General features: G+C 37.6%; 13 protein-coding genes. 7 read left to right on the top strand and 6 right to left on the bottom strand.

The window, feature by feature from the left end; genetic code table 11:
* Window positions 1–5 precede the first annotated feature (5 nt).
* Window positions 6–845: a VOC family protein gene (locus tag FEDK69T_RS08520; protein ID WP_023573748.1), complete on the top strand. Its 840-nt coding sequence runs from the start codon at window positions 6–8 to the stop codon at window positions 843–845.
* A 147-nt stretch (window positions 846–992) separates the two neighbouring features.
* Entirely contained in the window at window positions 993–2,117 is a 1,125-nt protein-coding gene (locus tag FEDK69T_RS08515; RefSeq protein WP_051385103.1) for a sensor histidine kinase, read from the top strand.
* A gap of 28 nt (window positions 2,118–2,145) precedes the next feature.
* Here the strand turns inward: FEDK69T_RS08515 and FEDK69T_RS08510 are convergent, their stop codons facing one another.
* The 5 genes from FEDK69T_RS08510 to FEDK69T_RS08490 form a co-directional block, all read right to left on the bottom strand.
* Entirely contained in the window at window positions 2,146–4,335 is a 2,190-nt protein-coding gene (locus tag FEDK69T_RS08510; protein ID WP_023573745.1) for a multicopper oxidase domain-containing protein, read from the bottom strand.
* An 11-nt stretch (window positions 4,336–4,346) separates the two neighbouring features.
* Entirely contained in the window at window positions 4,347–4,820 is a 474-nt protein-coding gene (locus FEDK69T_RS15460) for a DUF3347 domain-containing protein (RefSeq protein WP_023573744.1), read from the bottom strand.
* A gap of 3 nt (window positions 4,821–4,823) precedes the next feature.
* On the bottom strand, window positions 4,824–5,045 hold the full coding sequence (locus tag FEDK69T_RS08500) for a heavy-metal-associated domain-containing protein (RefSeq protein WP_023573743.1): 222 nt from the start codon (window positions 5,043–5,045) through the stop codon (window positions 4,824–4,826).
* A 190-nt stretch (window positions 5,046–5,235) separates the two neighbouring features.
* The gene (locus FEDK69T_RS08495) at window positions 5,236–7,650 is read right to left on the bottom strand and encodes a cation-translocating P-type ATPase (protein ID WP_023573742.1); all 2,415 of its coding nucleotides are present in this window, start codon (window positions 7,648–7,650) and stop codon (window positions 5,236–5,238) included.
* 81 nt (window positions 7,651–7,731) lie between these two features.
* On the bottom strand, window positions 7,732–8,292 hold the full coding sequence (locus tag FEDK69T_RS08490) for a helix-turn-helix domain-containing protein (protein ID WP_023573741.1): 561 nt from the start codon (window positions 8,290–8,292) through the stop codon (window positions 7,732–7,734).
* 890 nt (window positions 8,293–9,182) lie between these two features.
* On the opposite strand from FEDK69T_RS08490, the gene FEDK69T_RS08485 reads away from it, so the two are divergent.
* From FEDK69T_RS08485 to FEDK69T_RS08465, 5 genes are all read left to right on the top strand, one after another.
* Window positions 9,183–10,547, top strand: coding sequence for an RCC1 domain-containing protein (locus FEDK69T_RS08485; RefSeq protein ID WP_023573739.1), 1,365 nt, complete (start codon window positions 9,183–9,185; stop codon window positions 10,545–10,547).
* Between the two features lie 18 nt (window positions 10,548–10,565).
* Window positions 10,566–11,081 (top strand): hypothetical protein, encoded by a 516-nt coding sequence (locus FEDK69T_RS08480; RefSeq protein ID WP_023573738.1) that lies wholly within the window; start codon window positions 10,566–10,568, stop codon window positions 11,079–11,081.
* A gap of 138 nt (window positions 11,082–11,219) precedes the next feature.
* Window positions 11,220–12,590 carry a DNA recombination protein RmuC gene (gene rmuC / locus FEDK69T_RS08475; protein ID WP_023573737.1) on the top strand — a complete coding sequence of 457 codons (1,371 nt, stop codon included), beginning with the start codon at window positions 11,220–11,222 and terminating at the stop codon, window positions 12,588–12,590.
* A 6-nt stretch (window positions 12,591–12,596) separates the two neighbouring features.
* Complete coding sequence (locus FEDK69T_RS08470; protein WP_023573736.1) at window positions 12,597–12,962, top strand: hypothetical protein; 366 nt, start codon at window positions 12,597–12,599, stop codon at window positions 12,960–12,962.
* Window positions 12,963–12,966: 4 nt separating this feature from the next.
* Window positions 12,967–13,515, top strand: a complete 549-nt coding sequence (locus tag FEDK69T_RS08465) for an acyl-CoA thioesterase (RefSeq protein WP_035630762.1) — start codon at window positions 12,967–12,969, stop codon at window positions 13,513–13,515.
* Window positions 13,516–13,572: 57 nt separating this feature from the next.
* On the opposite strand, the gene FEDK69T_RS08460 is transcribed toward FEDK69T_RS08465, so the two are convergent.
* The gene (locus FEDK69T_RS08460) at window positions 13,573–14,451 is read right to left on the bottom strand and encodes a DUF5777 family beta-barrel protein (protein WP_023573734.1); all 879 of its coding nucleotides are present in this window, start codon (window positions 14,449–14,451) and stop codon (window positions 13,573–13,575) included.
* Between the last annotated feature and the right edge of the window lie 38 nt (window positions 14,452–14,489).

Here is a 14,489-nt window from a genome sequence, read left to right as displayed (position 1 = left end):
AAAGCATGAAAAATCCAATATATCCTTGTCTTTGGTTTGAAGGAAATGCCAAAGAAGCTGCCGATTTTTACTGTAACGTTTTCAAAGACACAAAGATTACTGACGAAAATCCAATCGTGGTCATGTTTGAATCTGCCGGGCAAAAATTCATGTGCCTTAACGGAAATCCGCAATTTAATATGAATCCTTCCATCTCATTTTTTGTGGTATGCGAAACGGAGGAAGAACTTATGAAAGCATGGAACATTCTGATTGATGGAGGTTCTATACTTATGGCATTGGACAAATACGAATGGAGCGAAAAATACGGTTGGGTTCAGGATAAATTCGGCGTTAACTGGCAATTGTCTTTTGGTAAATTAGCAGATGTTGGCCAGAAATTCACTCCAACGCTAATGTTTACTGAAAACGTGCATGGTAAATCGGAAGAAGCCATCAATTTCTACACATCGGTATTTAAAAACTCTGACGTAGTTGGGATTTTACGTTATGCCGAAGACGACCATGATGTAACCGGAACCATTAAACATGCACAATTCAAACTGAACAATAATGTTTTCATGACAATGGACAGTGGTTTGGCAAAAGGATTTGGATTCAATGAAACTATTTCTTTTGTTGTGGAATGCGAAGATCAGGGAGAAATTGATTATTTCTGGGAAAAACTAACGGAAGGCGGAGAAGAAAGTATGTGCGGATGGCTGAAAGACAAATATGGGGTTTGGTGGCAGATCATCCCGGAGATTTTAAAAGAATTGATGAGCAATCCCGATAAATCACAAAAAGTTGTAGAAGCCTTTTTGAAAATGAAAAAATTCGACATCAATACATTGGTTAATGTATAATTTGAATTCATAAAAAAATTATAACAATCTCTGTATTTACTACTCTTTTCATATGAAGAAGTAAAATTCCTACTTTGTTTTTTATTCTTACGAAAAAATATATTACTTTAGTTACGCATTTAACATGTTAACTAAATAGGAATCCGTATGAATAAGCAGACCTTTTTAGAGAATTCAAGACAGCCTCTAGGGGTATTCGTTTTAGTGACACTTTTTTTAACATGTTCCTCTTTTATACATTCCAGTCATAGTTCATTAAAAAGAAGCTCTAAAGAACTGGCAATCGTTTCATCGGAATCAAATTTTACAAAGAGGCCAAAACAAATAGTAAACACATCCCATTTAGGTTCGGGCTTTCGAAAAAGATTGGTTTCAAATACACATCTTTTGATGGCCACACCATCTGAAACAGGAAAAAATCAAGTCGTTGCCCCAAATGAAGTCAACTTAAACAATAAAAACTACTTCATTTGGGGCAACGTCATTTTCCTCCTATTGGTAATCTGCCCAATCGTTTTGTATTATAGGTCAACTTTAAAAAATCTTATCCGTTCCAAAAAAGAAACCGAAGAACAAAATAATGATTTAACGGTCGCCAATAAAGAATTATATCGTTTTGTATATAGTGCTTCTCATGATTTACGATCTCCAATCAACTCTGTAAAAGGATTAATTGAAATCGCGCAGGAGGAAGAAGACATTCGCAAGATAAAAGACTACTTAAATTTAATGCATGAAAGTCTTACGCAGCAAGATCAATTTATAAGTGACATTATTGATTATTCCAGAAACAAGCGAAAACAACAATGTATAGAATTGGTCAGTCTGGACAAATTGATTGACGAGATTATCGGCCAGCATCAGTACATGAATAAAGCGCATTCCATTATCTTTACAAAAGACATTTCAGCCGATAATATAATCACAGATAGCTTAAGAGTGAGAATCATCCTGAATAATCTTCTCTCAAATGCTATCAAATATTCCGATGAAAATAAAGATAACAAACAGATTGCAATCAAAACGTATGACCGTAATCCATTTTATGTTATTGAAATTGAAGACAACGGCATAGGGATCAATCGGGAAAATCAGGATAAAATTTTTGACATGTTTTTTGTCACCAATGAAAAAATGGGATCCGGGCTAGGACTTTACATTGCAAAAGAAGCCGCTGAATGCCTTAACGGAAACATTGCAGTACATTCAGAAAAAAATATCGGCACTACCTTTACGGTAACCCTACCCAAATTAAATAAAAACCAAATGTAATTTTCTGCTAAAACTATTTCGGTTCTTCTTAATACTGAAACGTAATTCCGGCACCCCAATTCATATCGCTATCGTAATGCGTTGACAAGGACCAATATTTTGTCATAATATATTTTGCGCCCACAGTCCATTCTTTATCCGTGTTCCACATCCCGCGCAAACGCAATCTTTCCGTCACAGGAATATCATCCCGGGAAAAACCAAATCTAATTTTTGCGTCAGAATCAATTCGGGCATCGGCTACAATAAACCAAGGCATGGTGTACTGCACTCCCATTGAAAAAACACTTCGCTGATCTTTGGTACTCGCCTGATTAAATAAATTTGTTTCGTGTCCACCTCCTGGGCGATATCGAAAATCCCAACCTACATAAGGCATCCAAAATTGGTTTTTACCTAAAAGCCTTCCAAAACGAAGTTCATTTTCATAACCGTATTCTTTTTTAAAACCAACATGCCATTCCGTTTGCAGCATCCATCTGGTATTTGAATACCTAATTTCTCCATCACTGCTATTGCTTTCTAAACCGATTTCTGCTCCCAGATAAAAACGACGGTCGTCCGCGTAGACTTTACGCAACGCTTTTTTTGGGTCGCCTAATTCTGGATTTACAGGCGAATTTTCATAGCTGAAAATCTTCCCCATGCCCGACATCATATGATACAGAATATGACAGTGAAAATACCAGTCACCGTAATTTTCCGAAGCGTGAAACTCAATCACGTTGGTTTCCATCGGCATGATATCCATAACATTTTTCAATGGAGAATAATCGCCGTGCTCATTGACGATACGGAAGAAGTGACCGTGAAGGTGCATCGGATGGCGCATCATCGAATTGTTTTTCAGAATGATACGAACATTTTCACCTTTCTTTATCAGGATCTTATCGGTTTCGGATATCGTTTTATTGTCCATTGTCCAGACATATCGATTCATATTCCCTGTTAATTCAAATGTGAATTCCCGAAAAGGAACATCCGGCAGCTTCGATTTGCTAACCGATTGCAGCATATTGTAATTTAGAGTCACCTTATCTTCCTCAGGAGTTTCGGCGTGATTATGATGATTTTCTTCAACTTTTTTATTCTTTTCTTCCGAATAACTTCCAGTAATCTCAGGATACATTACAGCGTTCATATCCATTTGCTGCAGACTCATGTTCATACCCATGTCGTTCATTTTTCCGCTGACAGTCATCATTTCATTCATCATTTTCATCCCTTCAAAATACTTTAAGCGTTCCATCGGTTTCATTGCCTTTTGGGAACCTTCCCCTAACCAAAGCGACACCGATCCTGTTCGGTCTTCCGAAGTGGCTGAAAATTCATAACTCCCTTTTTCAGGGATAGTAACTATAATATCATACGATTCGGAAACACCTACAATCAATCGGTCAACGGCAACAGGCACAACATCGGCACCGTCACTGGCAACCACTTTCATTTTTCCGCCCGAAAACTGTAGCCAAAAATAGGTTGAAGCACTTCCGTTTATGACCCGAAGCCGTATTTCCTCTCCTGGTTTTAGATCGGAAACTGATTCAGAGAGATTACCATTGACAAGGAACTTTTCATAATAAACGTCGCTCACATCCATGGCCATCATGCGTTTCCATTCGTTTTCCAATTTGGTAGAAAAATGGCCTTCTTTAATCGCCTGGAAATAATTTTGCGTTGCATTTTTTTTTATGGCATACCAATCGGTTGCCTGATGCAATGAGCGCTCAATTTGATGCGGATTTTCATCGCTCCAATCACTCAACAAAACGACTTTCTCTCTTACCCGAGAAGGCTCTTTTTTATGGATGATGAAAGCACCATACATACCACTCTGCTCCTGCAACATGGTATGCGAATGATACCAGTACGTTCCGTTTTGAACTATCGGAAAACGATACACCGCTTCAGAATGAGGCTTGACTGGAGCAGTGGTCAAATAAGGGACCCCATCCATTTCGTTGGGCAAAATAAGTCCGTGCCAATGCAAAGACGTTTCATGATGCATATGATTATGAACATGGATTTCGGCAATATCCCCTTCGGTAAATTCTAAGATAGGCGCAGGAATCTGACCATTAATAGCTATTCCCGGTTTTGTTTTCCCCGTGTAATTCACCAGCGTATCCTTTACATGCAGATCGTAACGTTTTACTTTTTGTCCGATTGCTACAAAAGAGACCGATGATAGGAACAACAAAATAAATAGCCTTTTCATAATAATACTCCTTAATTAATCGTTTTTTTTACACTGCCACATGTTAACATCGCTTTCCCATAATACGGATTCTTAACTGTATTGGAAGCGCTGAGCCAATTAACTTTTTTCATCGGGCAATTCAAAACATATAACTCCTTGCCGGCAAATACTTTTTGCTCCGCCAATGCAATCATGGAACCTGAGATTTTCCCGAATCCGGTTCTTATTTCCTCCAGAGAATCTGATTTCACATATATATCCAGATAGGCTGCCAGAAATTTCAGTTCTTTTTGTTGTGATGTCTTCCCTGTTGTTACAGGCTGTAATTCCAGAACATCTTTTTGCATTTGTATTAAAGCGTCTTTGGCATTGCCAACATTTGAGGCAACCAAGGCATCTTCCACTGCCAGATAATCTTTTAGCAGTTGATCCCACTCTTTGCTTTGCGCCTGGGTTGTCATAATTCCAGCCCAACTCATCAGGATAATAAATAAAGTTTTCATATTTTATTGATTTTGAGTTAATGATTCGATTTTAAATCCAGCGTTCGTAACTTGTTCCACAAGCATTTCTTCATCCAGATTGTCAATGTTGACGGTCAAAATTTTGTCTTTATTTGTGGTATCCACTTCCCAGTGGTCTTCACCCAGCAACGGATTTAGAATCGGAGACACTTTGGCCACACATCCGGAGCAGTTAATATTGGTTTTGAATTGTTTCGTTTTCATATGCGTAAATTATATTTTTTTAGAGGTCACATATGGTATCGCTTTTTATTCATCGGTGTTTGCTTGCGCAAACTTGTTTTTATTGGCGATTTCATAACATCTAATTTAGTGATTATTTATACTACAAATTTCAGATATTGAATTGTACAAATTATTATACAATTTCACTCCGGATTTACAACATTTACAGTTATTTTCTCAACTTCAACCGAAGGCTGTTACTTACCACACTTACGGAACTTAAAGCCATGGCAGCACCCGCAATCATCGGATTAAGCAAAAACCCGTTAATCGGATATAAAAGCCCTGCCGCAATCGGGATCCCGATCACATTGTAAATGAAGGCCCAAAACAGGTTTTGTTTAATGGTAACAACGGTTTGTCGGGAAAGCTTGATCGCTTCCGGCACTTTCAACAAATCCGAAGAAATAATAGTCATATGAGCTACGTCCATAGCAATATCCGAGCCTTTACCCATGGCAATACTCACATTGGCCTGAGCCAAAGCAGCACTGTCATTGATACCGTCTCCCACCATGGCAACCACTTTTCCTTCCTCCTGTAAACTTTTTATGAACGAAAGCTTATCTTCGGGCAACACATTGGCTTTGTATCGGTTTAAACCGATTGTTTTGGCAACGGATTCTGCAGTTTTGTCATTATCACCCGTAAGCATAATCACTTCAATTCCCTGATTTTGAAGTTGCTTTATCGCTGTGGCGGAAGTTGGTTTAATTTTATCGGCAACGGCTATGACAGCCAGGTGTTGGTCTTCACTGAAAAAATACAACAGCGTGTGAGCCAAAGCGGAATGTTCCTTAATAAATTCCGAAAAATTGCTATCAATCGGAATATTGTTTTCTGTTGCCAAACGCTGGTTTCCGACATAATAGGTTTGATTCTCGACTATCGCTTTCACACCAAACCCAGTAATACTCTCGAATTCAGTTACTGATTTGGAATGCATCCCCGAATAATATTTTGCAACAGCCTCAGCTAATGGATGTTCTGATTTGGATTCGATCGAAAATAAAATGTCGTGCAAATTATGATTCTCTTCTTTCCATAAAGCAGCCACAACAGACGGTTTGCCTTCGGTAAGCGTACCGGTTTTGTCAAAAATGATGGTATCAATCTTTTGCGCGAGTTCAAGGCTTTCCGCGTCTTTAATCAGGATTCCTTTTTCAGCACCTTTCCCTACTCCAACCATAATTGCTGTTGGAGTAGCTAATCCTAAGGCACACGGACAGGCAATTACCAGGACGGTAACCATCGCCAAAAGTCCTTGTGTAAAACCGTTTTCGCCACCTAAGACAACCCAGGAAAGTAATGCTGCGACAGAAATCAGAAGAACAATAGGAACAAAAATTCCGGCAATTTTATCGACCAGTTTTTGAACCGGGGCTTTGCTTCCCTGTGCATTTTGTACCATCTGAATAATTTGGGCCAAAAGCGTTTCCGAACCAATTTTTTCAGCCTTATACTGAAAACTTCCCTTCTGATTTATGGTTCCGGCAAAAACAGCATCGCCTGTATTTTTGGCAACCGAAATCGGCTCTCCGGAAATCATGCTTTCATCTACAAATGAAGTTCCTGACACTACTTTTCCGTCTACAGCAATTTTCTCTCCCGGTTTTGCCAAAAGCAAATCCCCCGGAACAACATCACTGATTTTCACTTCTTTCTGCTGACCGTCTTCTGCTAATCGCGTAACGGTTTTAGGTTGCAGTCCCATTAATTTTTTTATGGCCGAAGCGGTATTCCCTTTGGCTCTTTCTTCTAGTACTTTTCCTAAAAGAATAAATGTGATGACTACCGTCGCGGCTTCAAAATATACATGGGCATCCAAACCACGACTGTACCAGAATTCCGGGTTCAACGTATTAAACACACTGAAGATATAAGCGATACCCGTACTTAAAGCTACCAGGGTATCCATATTGGCTTTGCGGTGTTTGGCTTGTTTCCAAGCATTAATGAAGAAACTTTTTCCGAACCAAAACAAAACCGGAGTGGACAATGCCCACATAACCATATTAGCGAAAGGCCAGTGCATGAAAAACATTCCGATAACAAAAACCGGTAGTGTAAATAAGGCTGCTGCAATGGTTCGCTTTTTTAGGATCAGGAATTGCTCGTTTTGACGTTCTTCAATTTCTTCTACCTGATTTTCCGATTCTGCAATAATCAAATCGTAACCAATGCTTTGAATAGCTTTTTTGAAATTCTCCAATTTCGCTATTCCCGGAACATATTCCACCGTAGCCGTTGCATTGGCATAATTAACTGATGAAGCGATAACACCTTCTTCAAAAGAAAGGATGCTCTCCACACTTACGGCACATGATGCACACGTCATTCCTTCGATCGGAAAACTTTTTTTGACCGTTGTAACGTTGTAACCTAAATCCCTGATGTTCTGAACGAGTTGTCCCAATTTGAAAACCTTGGGATCAGTTTCAATTTTTGCCTGATGATTGTTGAGTTCCACTTTATGAGACAAAACACCTTGGGTGTTAGCCAAAGCATCATCAACAATTAGGGCGCAATGTTCACTGTGAACATCCTCAAGTGGAATTATCGTTATTTTATTATTCGTTTCCATAATTCTTATTATTTGATGATACAAAGTTCCGTCGGATAATAAGATAAAGTATTACAGGATTCTTATAACGAATTGTAACTTTTACAGATGATCAAGCGGAACCCGTTTTTGCTGCCCGATAATTTTGAAATGAGAAGGTGTTAATCCGGTTACTTTTTTAAACTGATTGCTGAGATAAGCCACACTGCTGTAGCCTAATAAACTAGCTATTTCTTTTAACGAAAGTTCGTCATAAACGATGAGTTCTTTTACTTTTTCAATTTTTTGGAGGATGACATATTTCTCGATGGTGGTTCCTTCCACTTCCGAAAATAAATTGCTCAGATAATTGTATTCATAACCCAATTCCGAAGCCAGAAAATCGGATAAATTTATTTTGATAAGTTCTTTATCATGATGGATATGTGTAATTATGGCACTCTTGATCCGTTCTATTAACTGATTTTTTTTATCATCAATGAGTTCAAAACCAATCGCCTGAAGTTCTTGTGATAATTTCTCCTTATTATCACTGCCTAAAGAATCCTGAAATTCAATTTCGCCTAAAGTGACGCTTTTGTAATTCAGATTAAGGTTGTCGAGAATTGTTTGTACTGCCAATACGCAACGGTGACAGACCATATTTTTAACGTAGACTTTCATATTGATTCGATTACGTTAAAATTACGAATTCTTTTATAAAAAATAAAAACCTAATCAGTGCTGCCAATAATTATGTCAGAAATAGAAACAAAAAAAGAGGTCTTTTTACAGACCTCCTTACAATGTTTGATTTACTATTACCCTCTAACTATACAAGTATAAACGATCTCGCAAATCTGTCCTCTTTTCACGGATAGACTTCTTTGAATAACAAATCAAATATCGTATATCAAATTTACAGCTTTTATCAATTCAAATCACTGAAAAAGAGAATATTAACACACAAAAGTTATCAACTTTTTTAAATCACTGTCGTATCTGTCAGAAAGCAAATAATAAACAGCATAGTTCACTTAAAAAGTCTGCAAATCATTCAAAAATCTCACATTAACCCCAAAAAAAAGAGGCCCTTTTACAAGCCTCTCTCACAGTATTTGATTTACTATTACCTTATTAACTATAGTCCCAACTACTTCTCACTATCGCTAGTGTAAATTTCATTCAACTATTCTAGCCGCAATGACTCCCGAGGATAATTTTTCACTTCCACGGACCGAAAATGCCCTCTTTTAACGGATGGGCAAATCCGAACAACAAATCAAAAACCGTATATCAAATTTACGATTTTACTCAAAACAAAAACCTGTAAAACAGAATATTAACACCAAAAAGTTATCAACAATCACTCAATCAAAAACACCAAAAAAAGCATTTTATCGAATATAACAGTAAAACATCAAACTAATTCATTTTTTAAATCAATCGTAAGTAAATTAACAAGAAAATCATCAGTTAAACCAAATTTTGAGTTTGACGAAAATGTATTTTTTTTATCAAGAAGTCATCCACTGAAAAACATACCAGGCAGTTAAACTTAACAAATTAAGCCTATGAAAAATTTATTCCTTTTAGTTTTATCCTTATTGTCGCCTATTGCAATTAATGCGCAATGCTGGTCTTCCATATCAGCCAAAAACGGACAATCCGCAGGGATAAAAAACGATGGTTCATTATGGACTTGGGGTTATAATGGTGAAGGACAATTAGGCGACGGAACAACTGTAAACAAAAATACTCCTGTTTTAATATCCGGACCAGCTGATTGGAAAATTATTTCTTCCGGCTATCACCATATGGTCGCATTAAAAAAAAACAACACATTATGGACTTGGGGATCGAACGAAAACGGCCAGTTAGGCAATGGAACAAACACTCCAAGTTCTGTTCCCTTACAAATAGGCTCAGAAACTGACTGGAAAATGGTTTCAGGAGGCGGACGCCATAATTTAGCATTAAAAAATAACGGAACACTATGGGCTTGGGGCGGGAATGTCTATGGCAGTTTGGGCGATGGAACAATCGCTGATAAATTATATCCGACACAAATCGGCACAGATAATAATTGGTTATATATCTGTGCCGGTCAAAACAATTCTTTTGCAATAAAAACAGACGGTACCCTTTGGGCTTGGGGGCAAAATTATTACGGTACATTAGGTGACGGAACAATTATTGACAGGATAGTCCCTACTCAAATAGGCATAGCCTCCAATTGGGCAAAAATAAGCAGTGGATATGGGCATACCATTGCAATCAGAAAAGATGGTACGCTATGGACCTGGGGTTGGAATACTTACGGACAATTAGGCGATAATACCTATATTGACAAATTTTCCCCAACACAGATAGGCACGGATACCAATTGGATAAACATTAATGCCGGAGGGTATCATTCGTTGGCAATAAAAACAAACGGAACTTTATGGGGATGGGGATATAATAATTTTGGACAACTAGGCAATGGCTCTAATACCGGCATCAATTCCCTTATCCAAATAGGAAGTGAAACCAATTGGAGTGACATAGCTCTCTCATTCCAACACAGCATTATCATCAACAATAATGGCAACTTATTTTCCTGCGGTTATAACTCAGACGGGCGATTGGGAATCGGAACAAACCAGCATAAAAATATTCCGACAAATGTCAATTGTCAAAATTTAAATAATGAAAGTTTCCCTGAAACTAGTCCGTTTATCCTTTATCCGAATCCGGTATCCGACAAATTATTCATCATTAATGCTGAAAACAGCATAATCGAAAAAATGTCCTTACATGAAGTAACGGGAAAAACAATCATGGAACTGCAAGGAAACATTTCCGAAATTGACGTACAGCAATTAGAAAGCGGGATCTATTTCCTTCAGATTAGTATCAATGGCAAAAACCAAACGAAAAAAATAATAAAACAATAAATCCATTAAAAGAATCTGATGCAACAAACAAGGCAAATTTCTTTATTTATCGCAATCTTTTTTTGGGCTGTAATTTTAGGCGGACTAACCTATTCCCATATTGTTTACTATCCTAATTATCTTTCTCATTTACCGGAATCAACAATCCTTGTTAACAATAAGTACGGATTGAAGGAAGATAAATTCTGGATAATCATCCATCCGTTGATTATAGTTTCTACAGCAGCTGCCTTTATATTGAATTGGAAAATAACCGAAAGACGCAAATACTTACTGATTACGATTTATATTTATGTTTTGGCCATGGTAGTAACCGCAATCTACTTCTACCCTGAAGTAATTGAATTTTCCCAAAGCAATCGCACAAACACAGTATCTCCAAAGGAATGGCACAAAAGAGGTCAGATATGGTTAGTTTTCAGTTCGATTAGGTTATTTTTTGTATATATAGCCTTTGCTTCGCTCCTGATTGCTGTTACCCGAAAAAAATTAAAACATAAAACCCAAACATCGTCCAATAATTTTTCCGAATAAGTACGATTAATTATACAATCCAAAACGGCAACAAAAAACTTCTGAATTATTTAACCTGAAGATACCTATTCACACAAATCGTTAAAAAACACATTGTATTTTTTGCTACTTTTACAGTAATAAACAAATCCCGAAACCATGTCAGAAATCCTTTTAGTAGTAGCCGCATTTTGCATTGCCTTAGGAATAGGTATTTTCATTGGAAAACTATTATTTTCAGCTAAATCCCAATCGGAAAAATCAGGATTGGAAGAACGCATCAATGGTCTGATAGGCCAGATTGAACAAGCAAAAGAACAATTCCAAAACGAACGCAACAGTTTCGAAAAACAATTACAGTTATTAAATACTGAAAAAGAAAGCATCCGTTCCGAAAAAGAAGCCATTGCCATTCAACTGTCCAAAAAGGAAGTCGATTTTGAAAACCTTTGGGAACGAAATAAGGAACAGAAAGAAGAAGTGAATCGCTTACAGGAAAAATTCACCAAAGAATTTGAAAACCTGGCCAATAAAATACTGGAAGAAAAAACAAATAAGTTTACCGAACAAAACAAGGAGAACCTTAAAAACATTCTTTCCCCGCTTCAGGACAAAATTCAGTTATTTGAAAAGAAAGTCGAAGACACCCACAAAGAAAGCATTGATTATCATGCCGCGTTACGCCAGCAAATTTTAGGGCTGCGCGAAATGAACGAACAAATGAGCAAGGAAACACTAAACCTTACAAAAGCTTTGAAAGGCGACAGTAAAATGCAAGGCAATTGGGGTGAATTAATATTAGAGCGCGTACTTGAAAAATCAGGTTTGGAAAAAGGCAGGGAATATGAAGTACAGCAAAGCTTTGTAACCGAAGATGGCTCACGTGTTCAGCCTGACGTAGTGATTAATCTACCGGACGGCAAAAAAATGATAGTAGATTCCAAAGTATCGTTGACTGCCTATGAACGATACATCAATGAGGAAGATGAAGACACAAAAGTATCCTTTTTAAAAGAACATGTTAATTCCATCAAACGTCATGTTGAGCAATTAAGCGGAAAGAATTATCAGGATTTATATCAGATAGAAAGTCCGGATTTCGTATTGCTTTTCATTCCTATGGAACCCGCTTTTGCATTGGCTTTAAACGAAGACAGTTCACTGTATACCAAAGCATTCGAGAAGAATATCGTAATTGTGACTCCGTCGACACTTTTGGCTACTCTGAGAACGATTGACAGTATGTGGACTAACCAGAAGCAACAGGAGAACGCTTATGAAATTGCGCGCCAGGCAGGTGCTTTATATGATAAATTTGAAGGCTTTATTTCTGATTTGATTAAAATCGGAAAGAAAATGGACGAAGCCAAGAGTGAATACGGTAACGCCATGAACAAGCTTGTCGAAGGAAAAGGCAATCTTGTTACCAGCGTGGAAAAACTCAAAAAAATGGGAGCCAAAGCGAAAAAAGCCTTACCGGAAAGCCTACTGATTCGTGCTTATGAAAAAGAACAAAACATCGAAAATTAAGCTGTCATGAGAAAATACATTTTGTACGGAATCGCTGCTTTATTAGTGATTATATCAGGTTATTTCGCTTTTATCTATTACATACCTTTCAGTGAAGGCGTAAGAGCCGGCGAGCTTATTAAAATAAGCAGAAAAGGTGTCATCATGAAAACATGGGAAGGTGAAATCAGCCAAGGCATTTCCGGGGCACAGATATTCGCTTTTTCAGTTTTGGACAAAGACGCGAAAGTAATTGAGGATTTACAAACCTACCAAGGAAAATATGTAAAAATAAGCTACGTGGAACGCTATAAAACATTTCCATGGTGGGGTGATACAAAATATTTTGTTACGGATGTAAAACAGGAGGAAACTCCACATTTCAGGAAATAATCGAATGGAAAACTTCAAAAAAGTCAGCGATTCTAGAATTACCCTATCCCAGCTGATGTTACCCTCCCACTCTAATTTTAGCGGGAAAATCCATGGCGGTTACATCTTATCGTTAATGGACCAGATAGCATTTGCATGTGCTTCAAAGTATTCTGGAAAATATTGTGTTACTGCTTCCGTTGATACCGTCGACTTTTTAAGCCCTATCGAAGTCGGCAAACTCGTTACGCTAAAATCATCTGTAAATTACGCGGGAAGAACTTCGATGGTTGTCGGCATTCGGGTAACCTCACAAGACATTCAGACCGGAAAAATAAAACACTGCAACTCGTCCTATTTCACCATGGTCGCCAAAGATGAAGACGGAAACTCATCACCTGTACCAGGATTGATCTTGTCAAGCCTTGAAGAAGTGAGACGTTTTTATGATGCATTAAGACGCATAAACAGTAAAAAAGAACACCAGGTCATTGATGAAACTTTCGACTATTCCTCAAAAGAAGCACTACAAAATCTACAAAACTTTAATATAAAACTAAAGATAAATCCATAGAAAAAACAAACTATAGAATACATTCAAAAACTGGCAATCTACCCGAACAGTAAGCCTTTAAAAGACGCGCAGCAAATTAAATCCGAAACATATTTCGCCTTTTGACCAATCACCCGATGTCTGGCCTAAGAAACCAGTTTCATGCATCGCTCTTGAGTTTGTAAAATGCATTTGAAAAACATGTCCTCCAGTTTCCAAATCCACTCCTATGGAAAGCGGATTTCTGTATATTGATTCTGATGCACGATTCAAATGAGCTGCATAATCAATATTCACAGACCAACGCTTGGTTAATTTGTATCGTCCTCCCATACCTATCGCAAATTGACTGTTGTCCTGAGGATTCGGTAAAATTGGTTGTCCGTTCTCATCTAAAATATCGCGAACAGTATTTTCATGAAAATAGGTTGGCACAAGTTCTAAAGATAAATGATCATTGAATTTGCGTGAAACCAACAATTGGGTAACATAGCTCAATCTATTGGCAAATTCCATTCCCGGATAATCTTCTTCTTTCATTTCTGTATTGATTGCAATACTGTTGAATCCAACTAAAGTGACAGGGAAACCGTCTTTCTCCTGACCTTTTAATCTGTATTTGGCCGCCATATCATAGGTTTCCTGAAAACCGCTTCTTGAGACGTGAACTGTAAGCCAGGGCATTACCCCGTATAGGAATTTAAGCTGCGTGTTTGCATTGTCCAGTCCGAAGAAATCATCGAAACCGTTTTTCATATAATCGAATCGGTGTGCTACTATAAAATAAAAATCGCCTTTTGCTGCCAACTTTGTAGATTCGAGATTGACAATTTTGAGCCCTTTAAAAGCAGCTTCAACTTTTGCATCGGCTTTTACAGTATCAATCTCAGCAAGAAGATCATCCTGAGAAAACACACTTAAAGGAAATAGTAAAAGAAGCAGGTAGAGTTTCTTCATAAATTTGTTGATTACCAATTTTTATTTTTTTCACAATA

Source organism: Flavobacterium enshiense DK69, from assembly GCF_000498495.1.
Classification (GTDB): domain Bacteria; phylum Bacteroidota; class Bacteroidia; order Flavobacteriales; family Flavobacteriaceae; genus Flavobacterium; species Flavobacterium enshiense.
The sequence above is the reverse complement of the archived record's forward strand: the minus strand, read 5'-3'. Positions and strand labels throughout refer to the sequence as shown.

What these genes read in the sequence shown, in the direction of transcription:
- FEDK69T_RS08520 (WP_023573748.1), top strand. Translation starts at nt 6, where the DNA reads ATGAAAAATCCAATATATCCTTGTCTTTGGTTTGAAGGAAATGCCAAA.
- FEDK69T_RS08515 (WP_051385103.1), top strand. Translation starts at nt 993, where the DNA reads ATGAATAAGCAGACCTTTTTAGAGAATTCAAGACAGCCTCTAGGGGTA.
- FEDK69T_RS08510 (WP_023573745.1), bottom strand. Translation starts at nt 4,335, where the DNA reads ATGAAAAGGCTATTTATTTTGTTGTTCCTATCATCGGTCTCTTTTGTA.
- FEDK69T_RS15460 (WP_023573744.1), bottom strand. Translation starts at nt 4,820, where the DNA reads ATGAAAACTTTATTTATTATCCTGATGAGTTGGGCTGGAATTATGACA.
- FEDK69T_RS08500 (WP_023573743.1), bottom strand. Translation starts at nt 5,045, where the DNA reads ATGAAAACGAAACAATTCAAAACCAATATTAACTGCTCCGGATGTGTG.
- FEDK69T_RS08495 (WP_023573742.1), bottom strand. Translation starts at nt 7,650, where the DNA reads ATGGAAACGAATAATAAAATAACGATAATTCCACTTGAGGATGTTCAC.
- FEDK69T_RS08490 (WP_023573741.1), bottom strand. Translation starts at nt 8,292, where the DNA reads ATGAAAGTCTACGTTAAAAATATGGTCTGTCACCGTTGCGTATTGGCA.
- FEDK69T_RS08485 (WP_023573739.1), top strand. Translation starts at nt 9,183, where the DNA reads ATGAAAAATTTATTCCTTTTAGTTTTATCCTTATTGTCGCCTATTGCA.
- FEDK69T_RS08480 (WP_023573738.1), top strand. Translation starts at nt 10,566, where the DNA reads ATGCAACAAACAAGGCAAATTTCTTTATTTATCGCAATCTTTTTTTGG.
- rmuC (WP_023573737.1), top strand. Translation starts at nt 11,220, where the DNA reads ATGTCAGAAATCCTTTTAGTAGTAGCCGCATTTTGCATTGCCTTAGGA.
- FEDK69T_RS08470 (WP_023573736.1), top strand. Translation starts at nt 12,597, where the DNA reads ATGAGAAAATACATTTTGTACGGAATCGCTGCTTTATTAGTGATTATA.
- FEDK69T_RS08465 (WP_035630762.1), top strand. Translation starts at nt 12,967, where the DNA reads ATGGAAAACTTCAAAAAAGTCAGCGATTCTAGAATTACCCTATCCCAG.
- FEDK69T_RS08460 (WP_023573734.1), bottom strand. Translation starts at nt 14,451, where the DNA reads ATGAAGAAACTCTACCTGCTTCTTTTACTATTTCCTTTAAGTGTGTTT.